Genomic DNA, 16192 nt, shown 5'->3' with positions numbered 1-16192 from the left:
TTCTAGGTTATGACAACAAGAGGATACACCTAATGAAAATCAATAAGAAAAATACAGTATTGCAGCTGAGTTTACTCACTGCGGCACTGAGCAGTGTTTATGTCACCCCTGTGTCAGCTCATGGCTATATGGTCTCACCACAAGATTATGCGAATAGCTGTTACGAAAACACAACCACAGATCCAAGCTTGTGTAATAGCACTGTCGAAAATCAAAAAAATGAGATTAATAGCGGCAGTGCTGCTGGCGATCACCAAGCAGTCATCAAAGACGAAGAGCTATGTTCAGCTTCTAAAGGTGGCGATTACTCAGTACTTGATATCCCAAGTGCTAACCGATACGCCACTGAAATTGAGCTGGACGAAAATGGCGAATTTGAAATCACCTATATGCACACAGCAGTACACAAAACATGGTATTGGGATCTTTTCGTCACTCGTGACGGCTTTAATCCCGATACGGATAGGTTGACTTGGGCAGACTTGGAAAGGCTTACCGTTATTGACGGTAAAGGAGGTTTACCTGATCAGGTCATTAAATACAAGGTAAAATGGCCAGAAGGCAAAACGGGCAAACACATTATCTACCAAGTTTGGCAACGCCCTAACCCAAATCATAAAGCTCATGAAGTTTTAGGAGAGCCGCCTCAAGATGTATGGGACAGCCCAGAAGCCTTTTATAGCTGTGCCAACGTTATAGTCGGTGACCACGAACCGGGGCCAGACGAGTCACCATGGGTGAAAAGTGAAGAGTTTGCAACGGAAACAATCGACGTCGCTTCTGGAGACCAAGTCAAGGCTCGTTTGATGTATGAAGGTTATGAAGATTTCGAAGTCTTACAGGATATTACGCCTGAGAACGAAAAAAACGATCTTTGGAAGATTGACTTAGCAGAGTCCATCAACAGTAATCAGACTATTTCACAATATGTGCAAGTCGGTGTATTAAACGATGAAGATGAAGTGATCATCAGTGACAACCCATCAGAGAATAATATCTACTACACCAACGAGAATTGGTCACACTTGATTGAAAAAGTCGATCAGGATGCCAATGACACCTCTATAGAGTGGTCAAACAAAGAAGCAGAGTATGAGTTAGCACCTAGCGAAACTCTTTCTATTCCTGTTGAGGTCACTGTTATCAATGGCAAACAAGATGTTTACTCATACACAGCGACATTGAGAACCGTTGGCGGTGAGAAACCAGAACAAATCATCAAAGGAACAACAGAGCAGCCTGCATCTTTTGAAGTCAATGCATTAGGAAACTATAGCGTTCGAATTCTTAGTCAGGTTGATGGTTCTACTGAACAAGCCGCATACGAATTCTCCGTTGTTGAAGAACAAGGCGAGATTGAGTATGACTACCTATACCCAGAAGGCTTTGGCAGCTACGTGGCCGGTGACGTGGTGAAGTTTGAAGGCGAAGGTATCTACGAATGTTTCGGCGACTGGGCTGCACACTGTAACGACGAAGCGTTCTTACCTGGTGTTGCCAGTGACCCTAACTGGGTCGATCAACAGTGGCGTAAGCTAGATTAAAGTCAATCAAAGGCCATCTATATTTAGGTGGCCTAGTTTTGTAAGTTTTCTATGTCGTATTACTTCAACGTCTTATTGGCTCTACTTTTGCTTTTACCTAGTGTCACCTTCGCAGAGGAGCCGATTAGTGCAATACAAGAGCTAGGCCGTCATCTATTTTTTGATACTCGGTTATCCGTCAAAGAGAACAGAAGCTGCGCACTTTGTCACTCACCCACACATGGCTGGAGTAACACATTTACGAAAACCATCGACATTAATGGCAACCACAGCACGCTAAATACTCCTTCACTGCTCAATGTATCTCTCTTTACTCACTTTTCTCAGGCCGATCCCACTCGCAAGATGATCGATACTGCGATCACCAACCCAATGTTTTCGACTCACCCCATCGAAATGGGTATAACACCGAAAAAGTTGATCTCACGGATAGCTCAAGACAGCTGTTATCCATCGATGTTTGAGCGTTCATTTGGTGATGAAAACATCAGCGTAGAGCGCATAGTACGGGCTCTAAAGCAGTACTTAACGCTGATCACTAGCCAAGAGTCACGCTACCTACGGTATAGAGATGGAGATATCACAGCCCTAACACAACAGGAGCAACATGGCCTGCAGCTCTTCTATAGTGACAAACTCAACTGCTCAGCCTGTCATGGCGGCCCCTTGCTGAATCAACCTGTAAATACCCTAAGCCATTATCAAAATACGGGTCTCTACGGGGTACCTAACAAAAATGGGATGCTCTCCTACCCTATTGGTGAGCCTGGGGTAAGGCAATATACAAAACGATGGGAGGACGATGGGAAGTTTCGCATTCCTTCTTTAATCAATGTATCAAACACTGGGCCTTGGGGACATGACGGTAGCTTCCAATCATTGGAGTCCGTCATAGAGAGTTATGCCAGAGGTGGAAGAAAACTTAGCTATGGGCCGAATAAGGGCGATGGTTACCATCACCCGGCCAAAAGTACTCTAATTAATGGATTTAATATAACGACCAATGAGAAAAAAGCGCTCATTGCTTTTCTTCGCTCGTTATCTATCGACCAAGACTGGACACGCTATCCATTTAATTCACCATTCGGCTCCTCTGTTAGTACTAAGAATGAGCAAAATTCAACACCATCATGCCTACACCAACAACAATCGGAAACAATATTAAGATGATACTAACACGCCCAATATTCATCAGCCTGACAACCGCTATCGCGCTTATTAGCCCTCAAGCCCTTGCCGATATGAATTCAGCACGCAACCAATATTTTGCTAAAGAATATCGTGCCCTATGTGAGCTACCAACCAACACATTTGAAACGGCACAGTCGCCCGATGAAGCCGCTCAACAAAGCTTGAGCGTTTCCACTCCCTTATCGATCACACTTAAACTCAATAATGATGGACAAGCTTACCTAAATCTATCTGTTGAGAATTGGGATGAAAAGCTCGTTGTCTTCCACAGCACGGGAATAAATATAGAAATGAAAGACGCGGATACAACGGGGCAAAACATTACTAACCAGCAATGCGAACAACCAGATATGACCATCACTCACATAAACACTCATGAATGGGGTAGCTACCCAGTCAAAGTTGTAGGCACACCTAATGAAACGATCACATTAAAGATTTACCAAGAACAAGATCGCTGATAACACAGTACGCTTTGAGCGCATTATTGCGAATATGACAACCACTAAAACTGATAGCTGGGTGATAACAAAATCTAATCATTTTAAATAGTTGCTGAAGATAGAAAAGAATCAGAATTTGTACTTTACTGAAGAGAGACTAATTTCATAATGGCAGGGAACATCAATGGCGACTAATGACAAGAAAGACAGAAAATCGAATGCTAACGTTAACAAGGAGGAAGTCCCCTCAAAGAACAAAACAGCGGCTAGTAAAGTTCGATTGTTCTCACGCCTAAACATTAAGGTTCCACTTCCTCGTGAGATCGCCATGATTCTGCCTTCTCTCATGCTAAGTAAAGAAACAGATAATGCTTCGAATGAATCTCATACTGATGAACAGCCATAAGGTTTCCGCCTTTATCAGTTAAATCTCTACTATGCCCTCCCCTGATAATGATAAAATCTCCATATTAGTACTATCGAGAAATTCTATGTTTATCCATCGCATTAACGACATTGACTGGCTGGTGATTACCGCTTTTGAAGAACTGAAAACCATATTCATCGAAGAAGCCGGGGCAATCCCCTCTTACTTCTCTACTGCGAGTGAATTGAACCTGATTGACCAAGCCAAGCGTATTTATGGATATTTGCCCAAACTCAGCGGCGTAGTCACAGATACCGGTACGTTTCAAAGCCAAGATAACGAAGAAGATTTGAACCCACAACTTGCCTGCCTAGTTGAAGGGCGTGGACGAGTGTTTATCTATCACGGCGGCTTTGTCGCTTTTGTGGATGACGAACAAACCTTTATTACCCGACTTGACTAACAACCATTCGGAAAGTTGAAAGCTGCGGTTAAGTGAGGATCTGTTCCCCTAGTATGGTATATAAGAGGGATTAGAACAATCTGTCAGATTTGATTACATCGTCATTTTGGACTGACAGATTGAATCCTTACTGGCCCACATTAAGAGTGATTCTATACGGTCTTATTTTTCACAGTAACTAGTACCGTAACGTTGAGAATTTGCCTTTCGACCATTTGGACCTACTGAGTAAAAAGTAGTGATCTCATCGCCCTTTACACTAACAATCACTGCGTAGTGTTCAGGATGGTCATTGGTTTGTGGGATTTTATGGAAACAACTCCTTCTATCCGCTAGGTCAAAGTAACCTTTGGTGGCTTGATAAAGAATTTCATCTGCATTCATTTCCATGTTGTAACCGTTGACAGGCTTCAACTTCCATTTGCTTTCATTGTTGAGATAGCTCGTAGGAATTGAGTAGATACCTTTTTCCGGCACAACCTCATTGCCCGAACCAAAACATTTATCATTGTTTGGTGGACACATAGAAATGACGCCCATTTCGTATAGTTCTTTATATCTTGGGGCATAATGTAACCCGCCAAGACTACCGTCACTTTCTCTCTCTCCACAGAATATATGGTCAAACCCATCATTCTTGGTCCACAATGTTACGAGCTTCTCTATGTTTAAAGATTTATCAATAGATAGCAGTTTCTTTGTGATATCTGGATAATTTTCAAATAAAGATTGTAGGTCCTGTTCAGATACACCACTTCCCCATTCTCCACATATTCTAAGTACGTCTTTATCAATGGGTTTGTTTTTAAATGTATATTCAGGAGCGAAAGCCGTATTAGGGTCATCATCAAAAAATGGGACTTGCTGGGCGTGAACATTGATGGCTGTGAAAAGAAGAGCCAATGATGATATTGCTAATTTCATGTTTATTTCCCTTTTTGATTATCTATTAGAGGTCATACTGTATTTTTGGGCCACTACATATCTCCTACCCATACTTGATTTGGAGCAGATTATCACATAGATATTCATAAGGCTCTGGTTCGCCACTCAAAAGAAAGGCCCCAAAGGAGCTTTATTCGTGCACGATTGCTTGTGTGAAATTCTTAATCTTAGGAATTCGGCATTTTCGGGGTTCCGGCTTAGTCCGCTAGACGATGGTCACTTATCTCTCGACAACAATCGAGCTGAACGCGCCATTAAACCGCTAATGAGAGCGCAATGCTTTACAGTCAATGAAATTCCCTATGACTACACGGTCAAGTGCATTGTAGCCTCGTTGCTTCATGGAGTGTTTACTTTAACGACGTCCCATCCAAAAATACTCAGACTCACCATCCTGATAGAAATGTTCAACAGCCGCCCTCAAAGTCCCCGCTTGAATATGGCCTAATTCAACTAACCGGTCACCATGAGCATAAATAATATCCGCAGCTGACATAAAAATACCATCTGAAGCGTCAACCGTATGAACAGTTCCCCCTCTACTTTGTGCAAACCTATGAGCGACATACACATTAGAAGTAAAGGATTGAACTTCTCCAGCACTCCCGCTAGTTCTTGAAGTGTGCTTAATGATCGAACTCATACGCTCATCAAGATTTGGGTAAGAGTCTGGTAAACTCAAGGCAAACACATCACCTCGATAATATTTACTATTAGGCCCCTTAGGGATAGAAGACTTGAAATCGTTGCGTGTTTTTCCCAGCAGATTAAGTACTTCATCAAGGCAAGATTTACGACTTTCTTTTTGCTGTGCTGCTTTCTCACACTTAGCGATAGCCCGCCTTCTATTATCAGCCCATCGTTTCTCATCAGTTTCATCAGACGTTAATTCAGCCCTGCGTTCTAGGCGTTGGTGTGCGGCACGTTCTCTTGCGGTTTTTTGTCTTACTTCTGGTTCTAAACGTTTCGATTTATATCTCATAGGAGTAGGCTTTAATGATAAATAACAAGGATGATAACCATATTTTCAGTAGCTTATAATTCCCAGTAAGACAATCTGACGATTTCACTAACAAAAAAGTCACTTTGACAAGTCAAGCACTGCCGAAGTTAGTTTTTCAGAGATCTTTTCTAAACCGGAAACTGCCACAATACATGTTTTGACGTTGCTGCCGTCGTGGTAACGAGAATAAGCACATCCCCATTCTTTATCAATTTTGTCCAAATACTTCACCTGACCAATCTATATGAAAGATTGCTTCAAAATTGAAGCTACAAACGTTAAGGGTACCTGTTATATGTACAGTAGAATTAGTTAATTTTTATAAACTCGATATATTAATGATTTAAATCACGATTTATATCATTAAATACGCTCATCAATATCACATCTCGGATGCCTCAGCCATTGGTACACATCATAAGCAATTGCTAAATAGCTTTGAAAGCAAAAAAAATGGCAAGAGTCAGGTTTGGTCTTTTGTCCTCCATTCGCTCTGATGCTTATTGCAACTCATTTAGGGGCAAAAACAAGTCAATATGAACCTTGCTGACCTAAGGGCACAAAGTGAATTTCAGAAATCAATAGAGCAGTAACTAGTGTGGCGTCAAGCGCTGCTTAGCTTATATCTAACCATATAAGATCAAAAAAGCGAGCACGAGGCTCGCTTTTTAACTATCTGTTTTGTTATATATTACAGCAATTCTACCGATTGTTGGGCAATCACAAATTCTTCATTGGTTGGAATAACCATAGCAACCGCATTAAGCATGTCTGATTTTGCAATGATACCTGCGCGTCCAAAACGGGCATCTTCGTTGCCCTGATCGTCTTCAATAAAGCCAAGTAACTTGAGGTTGTTCAGTATTTCACGGCGAATAGGTAGTGAGTTTTCACCAATACCGCCGGTGAAAATAATCGCATCTAACGCATTCAGCGGAATCAAATATGAGCCAATGTACTTGGCAACACGATAAGTGAAGACTTCAAAAGCAAGTTTAGCCCCCTCGTGTCCCTTTTCCATTGCTTCTAAAATACCGCGCGCATCAGACGTCAAACCAGAAACCCCCAAGAAACCAGACTTCTTATTCAAAGTCTCAAACACCTTCTCTTGGCTCCAGCCTTTTTTCATTAGAAACTCAATTATTCCTGGGTCAAGGTCCCCAGAGCGAGTTCCCATCATCAAACCGGCTAATGGTGTAAAGCCCATTGATGTATCAACAGACTGACCGTTGCTGATCGCGCAGACCGAGGCTCCGTTACCCAAGTGAACAGAGATAAAACTCGACTCTTCCACACGTTTATTTAGCATTTTGGCTGCTTCACGGCTTACAAAATAGTGACTAGTGCCGTGGAAACCGTATCGGCGGATGCCATATTCTTTATACAGTTCGTTAGAAATCGCACCAGTAAATGCCTTCTGAGGCATAGTTTGGTGGAATGCCGTGTCAAAAACAGCAAATTGAGGAAGGCTTGGGAATGCTTGCATGGCTGCTTGAATCCCTTTTGCGCCTGCTGGGTTGTGGAGCGGTGCCAGATCAGACAAGCTTTCAATTTCTGCTAGAACTTCGTCATTAATACGAACTGTGGAGGTGAATTTCTCGCCACCATGCACAATACGGTGTCCCACAGCAACTAGATCGTTTGTCAAACCTAATGACTCCATCAGGCTAACAATTCGGTTAATTGCGTGTTGATGATGATTGTCTGGAGCAGTGATGGCCTCTTCTGTCTTCTCACCTTTATACTTCCAGCCAATGACTGCTTCAGAGAGCCCAAAACACTCTCCTAAGCCTGTGATAACAGCGTCACCTGTAATGGAGTCGATCACCGCAAATTTAAGAGAAGAGCTACCAGAGTTAATAACCAGCACAAACGAGTTAGACATGGAGTATGTATCCTGTTTCAGACTGAATTTTGGAAGCAAAGTGCTTCTTTTTGTGTGCCTTACATTATTCAATATTTTTTTAATGATTCAACTTTATTTTAAAAAAGGACCTGTAGGAAACGATTTTTTGTTGATCTAACGCAACTTACGCTTTATTTCTAGCCATAAATTTAATGTTAGTTTTATAAATATGAAATCCAAGCCTAAACTCTATTAACAGAGTGACACTTTTGCGAGTTTACCCAAACCTGTTCCTTATGGTCTAACTAGTGACGACTTTATCTATTGTTCTGGTCATTTCAGGCATCATCATTCTATTAGCGGGGTACGTTCCCGCTAATAAAGTTTGTCGGAAGACAAAGCACTTAGGCTGGCAGGTTTTAAGCTACTTAATTCTTGGTTTCGTCGCCGGCTATACCTTTGTTTTAGTAGCTATTTTTTATGATCCTATTGTTACTCCTGTATTATTTGGCCTCTGCATCATTCTTTTTTGTGGTAGCATTTTCGTGTATATGGTGACCACCTACAGTTTACAAAGCATCAACCAACTCCATGTTCTAGCCGACGAAGAAAAGCACAATGCGCTTCACGACTCACTCACCACACTCCCCAACCGAAAACACTGTATAGAAACAATTGAGTTCTTAATTGAGTCCGATACCCCCTTTGATTTGATGCTGCTTGATATCGTGAATTTCAAGCAAGTTAATGATGGAATGGGTCACTTCTGTGGTGATCAGTTATTGATTCAAATCGGCCAACGAATTTCATCTCTGCTGCGTAAAGAAGATTTCATTGCCAGAATTGGTGGTGATGAATTTGTTCTTATTTGTCCAAATAGCAGTGAATCCGCATCAAAAGTATTGGCTAAGCGTATTGATACAGAACTGCGCAAACCCTTTTGTATAGACGGTTTTGAGTTGAGCACCGGTGCAATTATTGGCTTAAGCGAATTTCCAAGACACGGAGAAGACGCAGAACAAATCATTAATACCGCTGATGTTGCTATGTATTGGGCCAAAAAGTCTGGTCGCTTGTTTGCGTGCTATGACGATAAAATGAGCCAAGGAGCCAAGAAAAAACTGCGCATCACTCGCGAAATTGATGCTGCACTTCTTAATGACGAGTTTTGTATCTATTACCAGCCAATCCTGTGCGGGAAAAGCGCGATTGTTTCTGGCTACGAAGCACTAATCCGCTGGCAAAAAGAAGATGGTACCGTGATGAGTCCGGTCGAATTCATTCCTATTGCAGAACAAAGTAACAAAATCACCTCCATTACTAGCTGGGTCCTTAATCAGGTGTCTACCGATATCGAAAAGCTAAAGTCTGAGAATATTCGATGCCCTGTACATATCAACTTATCTGCGAAAGATCTCATGGGAAATAACCTCAAAAGGCATCTTGAAAAGTTGATTCAGATATACCCCGATATCACAGAAAACCTCATTCTGGAAATAACAGAAAGCACAGCAATTAATCGTTTAAGAAGCCCTGAAGAATTACTAGAAAGCCTCAAAATTCTCGGCTTCAAGATCAGCTTAGACGATTTCGGAACGGGCTATTCTTCCCTCTCGCTGCTCAGAGACTTACCCGTTGATCAGATAAAAATTGATCGATCTTTTTTGTATCAACTAGAAACCAATCAGCGTAACAGCTCGATTGTCTCAAATGCCATCGCATTGGCTCATGGCCTCGGCTATACCGTCGTCGCTGAAGGGGTTGAAGATAACAGCGTTCTCGAACTATTAAGGCATTACGGCTGCGACTATATTCAGGGCTTTCTGTATAGCCCAGCGTTAAAAATCGATGAGGTCATCCGTTGGACTCACAATCATAATCCCCCTCATATCATTGAATTAGCGGAGGAAACGTAAGGGAGAGCCCAGAAATTTTACCCACCATTTCTACCTACCTTTCATTTTCCACGGTAAGCTTTTCCTTTTGACTGCCATAAAACGATTGGCCTAAAAGTCTGAAAGTAGTAAAACTGATCATGAAATTTCGATGCGAACAACTTACCCATTGGCAGAGGTTCCCCATGAATATAGGCTCAGTAGCGAAACTTACCGGATTATCCAGTAAGTCCATTCGCCTGTACGAGGAAAAAGGCGTCATTTCTTCCCCTAGCCGCAGTGAAGCAGGTTATCGAGAATATAATGAACAGCATGTTCAAGAGCTTAACTTGGTTTCAAGAGCCAAAAATGCCGGCTTTTCACTGGCGGAGTGTAAAGAATTTGTCGAACTCGCCCACAACCCAAAACGGAAAAGCAGTGAAGTAAAAGCGAAAGCTCAGGAAAAGCTAAAAGAGGTGGAAATCAAAATTCGGGAATTGAAAGAAATTGAAAAGCAATTGAAAGGCTGGGTGAATGCCTGTCCTGGTAATGAAAGCAGTGAATGTCCTATTATTGAAGATCTGACCAAGTAGACTTGGTTATTTTCCTAATCTTTTCAACCCTTCACCATGAAGTACATCCGCAGATCATGTAACATTGAAAGACCACACTGATAGATCGGATGTCTTCATGGAAGCAGAATTACTGGAAATAAAAAATTTCCTCTCTCAGCACCCTCCCTTTGATGAACTAGAAGAGGAAGTCCTTAACTTCATCACCAAACATGTCGAAATTTCTTATTTTCGCGAGGATACGCCCGTCATCCATTTTGGTGATGAAATCCACGATTTATACATGGTTCGGAGTGGCGTCGTTGAAGTCTATCGACGTAAAGGTGAGCTCTATAATCGCCTCGATGAAGGAGCCCTATTTGGTCAAATGGGCCTGTTGACCAACAATAAAGTTCGCTTTCCGGTCAAAGCTATAAAAGACACCTTGGTATACTGCATCCCTGAGCCCGTATTTCAGGAGCTCTACGACAACCACGAAGCTTTCGCTGACTTTGTAGAGGTCGAAGATACCGCCCGCTTACGCCAAGCCGTTTCAAGCACCAATGAACAAAACGATCTAACGACGTCCAAAGTGCGCACTTTGCTGACAGGCGAAGCCCCCTTCCTAGAGAAAACAGAAACTATTCAGAATGCCGCGATAAAAATGGCTGAAGAAAACGTTTCATCACTGTTAATCATTGATCCAGATATTCTCGAAGATAACGAAGAAGATAACTCACCGCTTGTCGGAATCATTACAGACCGAGATCTATGTACCCGAGTACTCGCCGAGGGACTCGATGCCAGTGATGAAGTATCCAGTGTGATGACCACTGAGGTTATTTCGTTAGACCACAATGCCTACGTCTATGAAGCTATGCTCACGATGCTACGCTACAACGTACACCACCTTCCAGTTTTGAAAGACAAAAAGCCCATTGGTATTATTGAAGCCACTGACATTGTTCGTTATGAATCCCAAAACTCTCTACTGCTAGTGAGTAGCATCTTCCAACAGCAATCCATTGAAGAACTCGCTTCCCTATCCGAGCAAGTCAAGGATAGTTTCGTGCGTTTGGTGAACGAAGATGCCAATTCGCACATGGTCGGGAGTGCGATGTCAGTGATAGGCAGAAGCTTTAAACAACGCATTATTGAACTGGCAGAAGAAGAGCTGGGCGAGCCTCCTATTCCCTATTGTTTTCTCGCTTTAGGTTCAATGGGGCGAGATGAACAGATCCTAGTAACCGACCAAGATAACGCCATTATTCTTGATAATTCATACGTTGAAGAAGAGCACAATGAATACTTCGATGCGCTGGCGAAGAAAATCTGTGATGGATTAAACGAATGCGGCTACACCTACTGCACTGGCGATATTATGGCAACCAACCCTGACTGGCGCATGACACGGACAGAGTGGGAAGAATGTTTTGCTGACTGGATTGATGATCCAAATCCAAAAGCACTTTTAAATGCCTCTATCTTCTTTGACTTGGTCGGTGTTTACGGTCGTCTGAAGTGGGCTGAGCAGCTCAATGGTTTCATCGTCAGGCGCGCACGTAGAAACAACCGTTTCTTAGCCTGTTTAGCTCGAAACGCGATGAATCGCACCCCACCACTCGGATTCTTTAAAGATTTTGTCATGGAGAAAGACGGCCAGCATAAGAATTCCATCAACCTCAAACGTCGTGGCACTGCCCCGCTTGCAGATCTGATCCGTGTACATGCTTTGGCGGTAGGCTCGCGTTCAACCAACTCATTTGAGCGTCTTGATGACATTCACGAAGCCGGCATTCTACCCAAAGGGAAAGCACGGGATTTACGAGATGCCTTAGAGTTCATCTCCATGGTGCGTATTCGCCACCAAGCTTTTGATGTCGAAAATCAAATCGAGCCAGATAACAATATTGAACCAGAGAACTTGTCCGACTTTGAGCGTCGCAACTTAAAAGATGCGTTTCAAATTCTCAGTAATGCGCAAAATTTTCTTAAGTTCCGCTACCAAGCCAGCAATAACTTTAAGTAGGTAAATGATGATCAGAAAAATGATGCACACACCTGCCATTGACTGGGAAAACAAGTTTGCAGCAAAGCAACAAACAAGTCGAGATGCTTCACTCAAGGACTATTACAATGCTGGCATCCCTAGTGCTGAAACCAACCTCGAAGATGTAACCTTTTTGGCGATGGATTTTGAAACAACAGGTTTGGATTCCGACAAAGACGACATCATTACGATTGGTACGGTGCCGTTTAATCTCAATAGGATCTTCATTAACCAAGCCCATCACTGGACAGTACGACCGCGCCAGCAATTGGCTGAGGAATCTGTCATCATTCACGGCATCACACACAGTGATATTCTTGACGCCCCTGATTTATCAAATATTTACGATCAGGTGTTGCAACAGATGTCAGGTAGAATCATGGTGGTGCATTATCAAAGAATAGAGCGAGAGTTTCTTGATCGAGCACTGAAAGACCGCATCAATGAAGGTATCGAGTTTCCTGTTGTCGATACGATGCACCTTGAAACACTCCATCAACAGCGCCTACGTGGTGGGATTCTCAATAAAGTTCTGGGCAAGAAACCTGCCTCGGTCAGATTAGGCGCAAGCCGTGAACGTTACGGCCTTCCACCTTACACACCACACCACGCTTTAACTGATGCAGTCGCTACTGCCGAATTACTGCAGGCACAAATCGCTCATCATTACGAACGGACGACAAAACTGAATCAAGTGTGGATTTAAATAATAATATAGAGCCGGTGCAGAAACCACCTTATAAGAAGGTGGTTCTACCAACAAACTTTACAAACGATGAATGGGTTTAAAAAACAAAAAAGCCCCCGAATCTGGGAGCTTCCATCGTTCATTCAAAAAGGAAAACAAAAATGTTATGAATGAAACAGCAATTATTTTGAGCTTGTCATCTCTTTCTTAACCATTACAGCTGACGTGACGATGAAAGCGATGATGAGACCTAGCTCCATTGATAACCCCTATTGTTTGCAAAGTTGATAGACTGGACTAATTTTTAAACAGCGCCATTCTAACACTTTTAAAGATCAATGATAGTTATTAACGAGATTTTTACGATTTTTGTCGACTCAGATAAAAATCGGTGCGCCTAGCCTCATTTTCAACAAATTTGTTCATCAAAATTACTGTTATTTTTGTTAAAAGATTATGCTAAATACATCCTACTTCATGGTAACTTTTCCGCCAATAATTTTATAAGCTGGCGTTCCTCTTATTAAAGTTTCTCTCGCAAACTCTCTATCGCACTCAGGGCAATAGCATGTCTTTTTTGTATAGTCCTCAACGATCCGTTCTTTAAAGCACTTCACTAAAGCCCCTTTACCACCTTTACGATACTTGAACAGTTTGGATTGACACTTAGAGCAATAAATATCGACCGTTTTGTTCGGTTGCTTCTTATTCGGTTTGGCCATTTAACATCTCTGAACTTTGAATAAGCTTCTCTGGTTTTAACCAGACCTGACTGAAATCAAACCAACCCAACGCGTTACATTTAGCATTCTGTAATGAGCCACATTGGTCTTTGCTAATACCCAACCAACAATGAAACATAGGGATAATCTGCATTCGTTCAACTAGAGATTTACCTAAGTCTTTTGCTGGGAATGCACTATTTTCTTCTGCCTGCCACACCTCAACCAAGCCAGACCAATATTTGAAATCTTCGGGTTTGCTTAATTGTTCAATATCGCTGTAGTTAAGCAACCACCCCGCTAGTCCATCTTCTCGGTTGTTGGCGATCCCCATAGGCTTAACCCAGATATCAACATCATCAGCATCCGGTAAAGAAATGTCATACTTAATTAGCTCAACTTCAAGGTTGTCTTGCTTCAACAATGATTCGATGCATTTCACTAAGGTTGGAAACATAGGGTGCTGACCATGGTAAGCAATGGTCACCTTTCGATAAGAAGGTGGTGACGTGTAATGCCCTTGCCTAGTGTGGTGATACCAGCCTGGCTTTAGGCCATGTGCAGGCAATACACCAAGCTCCACAATCTTTTCTTGAGGAAGCTCCTGATAGAGATTTAGCGAACCAAGCCTATGACTAAAGTAATTGGCCCAATCGTCAGATTTCGCAAGGCCACTGCGCCTATTCAACAGCAAATAGGTGCACCCCGGGTCCAATTCAACCTCATCACTGTAGGTCCCTGTTTCTGGCTTAATCGGATTAGTCATACTTGGGAACACCATTGACGAGTGAATATCATCAATAACCCAAACTTCTACACGATCCATTAAAGGTCTGAAGCCAAAATAACCATCAAAAGCCTGTAAAACAAGGCGTTTATCATCATTTTGAATTACCTTATAAGGGCCTGTCCCAATTGGGTTTAAATCATAATCTTCAGCCCTAGACTTTTTAGGTAACAAGACTTTTGCATCCGATTCGGACAATAATAGCGGTAAATGATAGTTATCTTTACTTAATAACACGTCAATCACAAAACGGCCTGGGCTTACCACATCATGGATATGTGAATACAGATTTTTCTCTTTAAGCTCCAACAATGAGTCCACCACAATATTGGTGGTAAGCAAATCGCCATTGTGAAAACGGACATTCGGCCTCAGATAAAAGCGCCAATGCCTTGGTGACAGCATTTCCCATGTGTGGGCAAGGTCTGGACAAAGTTTTTCGCTTTCATCTAAGCGTGTCAGGCCACTAAATATCTGACGTGCAATGTGCTGTTCTGAACGACGGACAGGTTTGGTAGGATTGAGCATTGACAGTGGACGATAATACGGTAAACGCAGAACTTGCTGCCCTTCCAGTTGCTGGACACCTAAATAGCTCTCAACTACCTGCGCAAGTTTAGCTGAGTCTTGGTCAAGCACTTTCAGCGCCTGACCGATCTTACCTTCCTCTAAATATCGACGAGCAAGATTTTCACTGACATCGCTTCGGCTTCGCTTGAAGTTGAGCTGAGAAAGCTTTCCGCGACCTGGTGAGGGGTGCCATTCTATCCAGCCCTCTTCTTCCATTTTATTTAGCACGATACGTGCGTTACGGCGGGTACAAAAAAGGATGTCGGTAATTTCTTCAAGTTGAACACCACAATCTTTGCCATTGTAATGCTCAAACAAGGTCTCGAACTGAACACGCAGTCTAGGGCTACTCATAAAGAGGAAATCTCATAGATTTATAACTAGATTAAGTTTCCTTATTTAATTTAAAGAAGCAAGTGAGTTTTAGTGTTATTGAATGTCGATCCCGATTTCACTCGAGATTTCGGACAGTTGTTGTGCGTTATCTAATTTAATCGACCACTTTGTCTCCGAGCCATTTGCAGCAATAACATTGGCACCTCGGCCTATGAGTTGAATCGCGTCGATTTGGGCAGAAAGAGTGATCATATGTTCCGAAGCGACTTTCACAACAATTTCATGCACCGTCACGATGATTTTTCCGCTTTTAAACTCAATGACCATTACTGGTTTACCTTAAGAGATTGCTTAACGTTGCGTTTTTTCTTAACCGCAATAGTCAATCGGCTAGTACATACAAGCCTTTGACGTTCATCAGTAATGTTAATTTGCCAAACTTGCGTCGATACACCGAGGTGAATCGGCTCTGCCCGGCCAATCACATAGCCTTCACGCATCGATCGAATATGGTTGGCATTAATATCCAAACCAACACAATATGCATCCTCATCAACACAGAAATTGGCAGCAACAGAACCCAGAGTTTCCGCCAAGACCACTGAAGCCCCACCGTGAAGCATACCTAAAGGTTGGTGAGTGAAGTGACAGACCGGCATTGTCGCTTCAATGAAATCTTCTCCAACGCTGCTATAAATAATCTTGAGGTGATCTATCAAAGTGTTTTCAGACGTCGCATTGAGACGCTCAAGATCAATGGGTCGTTTCCAGATAGTCATATAGATTCTCGTAATGATTCGTTACAACGCATT

The 16192-nt window shown here is 42.4% G+C and carries 16 protein-coding genes; 9 read left to right on the top strand and 7 right to left on the bottom strand.

Annotated features, from left to right (window positions below; genetic code table 11):
• Positions 1 to 32: 32 nt before the first annotated feature.
• From L1D31_RS06890 to L1D31_RS06870, 5 genes are all read left to right on the top strand, one after another.
• A complete protein-coding gene (locus L1D31_RS06890) occupies positions 33 to 1544 on the top strand; it encodes a lytic polysaccharide monooxygenase (RefSeq protein ID WP_239836304.1) in 1512 nt (503 codons plus the stop codon).
• Positions 1545 to 1595: 51 nt separating this feature from the next.
• Positions 1596 to 2714: a cytochrome c peroxidase gene (locus tag L1D31_RS06885; protein ID WP_239836303.1), complete on the top strand. Its 1119-nt coding sequence runs from the start codon at positions 1596 to 1598 to the stop codon at positions 2712 to 2714.
• Positions 2711 to 3196, top strand: a complete 486-nt coding sequence (locus L1D31_RS06880; protein ID WP_239836302.1) for a hypothetical protein — start codon at positions 2711 to 2713, stop codon at positions 3194 to 3196. Before L1D31_RS06885 ends, L1D31_RS06880 begins: the two co-directional genes overlap by 4 nt.
• Positions 3197 to 3362: 166 nt before the next feature.
• Entirely contained in the window at positions 3363 to 3584 is a 222-nt protein-coding gene (locus tag L1D31_RS06875) for a hypothetical protein (RefSeq protein ID WP_239836301.1), read from the top strand.
• A gap of 85 nt (positions 3585 to 3669) precedes the next feature.
• Positions 3670 to 4008, top strand: a complete 339-nt coding sequence (locus tag L1D31_RS06870; protein WP_239836300.1) for a cytosolic protein — start codon at positions 3670 to 3672, stop codon at positions 4006 to 4008.
• A gap of 162 nt (positions 4009 to 4170) precedes the next feature.
• Here the strand turns inward: L1D31_RS06870 and L1D31_RS06865 are convergent, their stop codons facing one another.
• The 3 genes from L1D31_RS06865 to L1D31_RS06855 form a co-directional block, all read right to left on the bottom strand.
• A complete protein-coding gene (locus L1D31_RS06865) occupies positions 4171 to 4932 on the bottom strand; it encodes an EndoU domain-containing protein (protein ID WP_239836299.1) in 762 nt (253 codons plus the stop codon).
• 376 nt (positions 4933 to 5308) lie between these two features.
• Positions 5309 to 5935, bottom strand: coding sequence for a hypothetical protein (locus L1D31_RS06860; RefSeq protein ID WP_239836298.1), 627 nt, complete (start codon positions 5933 to 5935; stop codon positions 5309 to 5311).
• A 712-nt stretch (positions 5936 to 6647) separates the two neighbouring features.
• Entirely contained in the window at positions 6648 to 7841 is a 1194-nt protein-coding gene (locus tag L1D31_RS06855) for an acetate/propionate family kinase (RefSeq protein WP_239836297.1), read from the bottom strand.
• A 269-nt stretch (positions 7842 to 8110) separates the two neighbouring features.
• On the opposite strand from L1D31_RS06855, the gene L1D31_RS06850 reads away from it, so the two are divergent.
• The 4 genes from L1D31_RS06850 (at position 8111) to L1D31_RS06835 (ending at position 12983) form a co-directional block, all read left to right on the top strand.
• Entirely contained in the window at positions 8111 to 9718 is a 1608-nt protein-coding gene (locus L1D31_RS06850) for an EAL domain-containing protein (RefSeq protein WP_239836296.1), read from the top strand.
• 164 nt (positions 9719 to 9882) lie between these two features.
• The gene (gene cueR / locus L1D31_RS06845) at positions 9883 to 10269 is read left to right on the top strand and encodes a Cu(I)-responsive transcriptional regulator (RefSeq protein WP_239836295.1); all 387 of its coding nucleotides are present in this window, start codon (positions 9883 to 9885) and stop codon (positions 10267 to 10269) included.
• A 97-nt stretch (positions 10270 to 10366) separates the two neighbouring features.
• The gene (locus L1D31_RS06840) at positions 10367 to 12256 is read left to right on the top strand and encodes a DUF294 nucleotidyltransferase-like domain-containing protein (RefSeq protein ID WP_239836294.1); all 1890 of its coding nucleotides are present in this window, start codon (positions 10367 to 10369) and stop codon (positions 12254 to 12256) included.
• Between the two features lie 7 nt (positions 12257 to 12263).
• Positions 12264 to 12983 carry a 3'-5' exonuclease gene (locus L1D31_RS06835; protein ID WP_239836399.1) on the top strand — a complete coding sequence of 240 codons (720 nt, stop codon included), beginning with the start codon at positions 12264 to 12266 and terminating at the stop codon, positions 12981 to 12983.
• A 452-nt stretch (positions 12984 to 13435) separates the two neighbouring features.
• Here the strand turns inward: L1D31_RS06835 and L1D31_RS06830 are convergent, their stop codons facing one another.
• The 4 genes from L1D31_RS06830 to L1D31_RS06815 all read right to left on the bottom strand — a co-directional run bounded on the left by L1D31_RS06830 (position 13436) and on the right by L1D31_RS06815 (position 16159).
• On the bottom strand, positions 13436 to 13687 hold the full coding sequence (locus tag L1D31_RS06830) for a hypothetical protein (protein WP_239836293.1): 252 nt from the start codon (positions 13685 to 13687) through the stop codon (positions 13436 to 13438).
• Positions 13671 to 15398 carry an SgrR family transcriptional regulator gene (locus L1D31_RS06825; RefSeq protein WP_239836292.1) on the bottom strand — a complete coding sequence of 576 codons (1728 nt, stop codon included), beginning with the start codon at positions 15396 to 15398 and terminating at the stop codon, positions 13671 to 13673. The genes L1D31_RS06830 and L1D31_RS06825 overlap by 17 nt, the downstream gene beginning before the upstream one ends.
• A 75-nt stretch (positions 15399 to 15473) precedes the next feature.
• Positions 15474 to 15707, bottom strand: a complete 234-nt coding sequence (locus tag L1D31_RS06820) for a DUF3389 family protein (protein ID WP_239836291.1) — start codon at positions 15705 to 15707, stop codon at positions 15474 to 15476.
• Positions 15707 to 16159: a hotdog fold thioesterase gene (locus L1D31_RS06815; protein ID WP_239836290.1), complete on the bottom strand. Its 453-nt coding sequence runs from the start codon at positions 16157 to 16159 to the stop codon at positions 15707 to 15709. The genes L1D31_RS06820 and L1D31_RS06815 overlap by 1 nt, the downstream gene beginning before the upstream one ends.
• Positions 16160 to 16192 lie beyond the last annotated feature (33 nt).

Origin of the sequence: Vibrio sp. Isolate23, assembly GCF_022398095.1 — a bacterium.
Classification (GTDB): Bacteria; Pseudomonadota; Gammaproteobacteria; order Enterobacterales; family Vibrionaceae; genus Vibrio; species Vibrio coralliilyticus_A.
The sequence above is the reverse complement of the archived record's forward strand: the minus strand, read 5'-3'. Positions and strand labels throughout refer to the sequence as shown.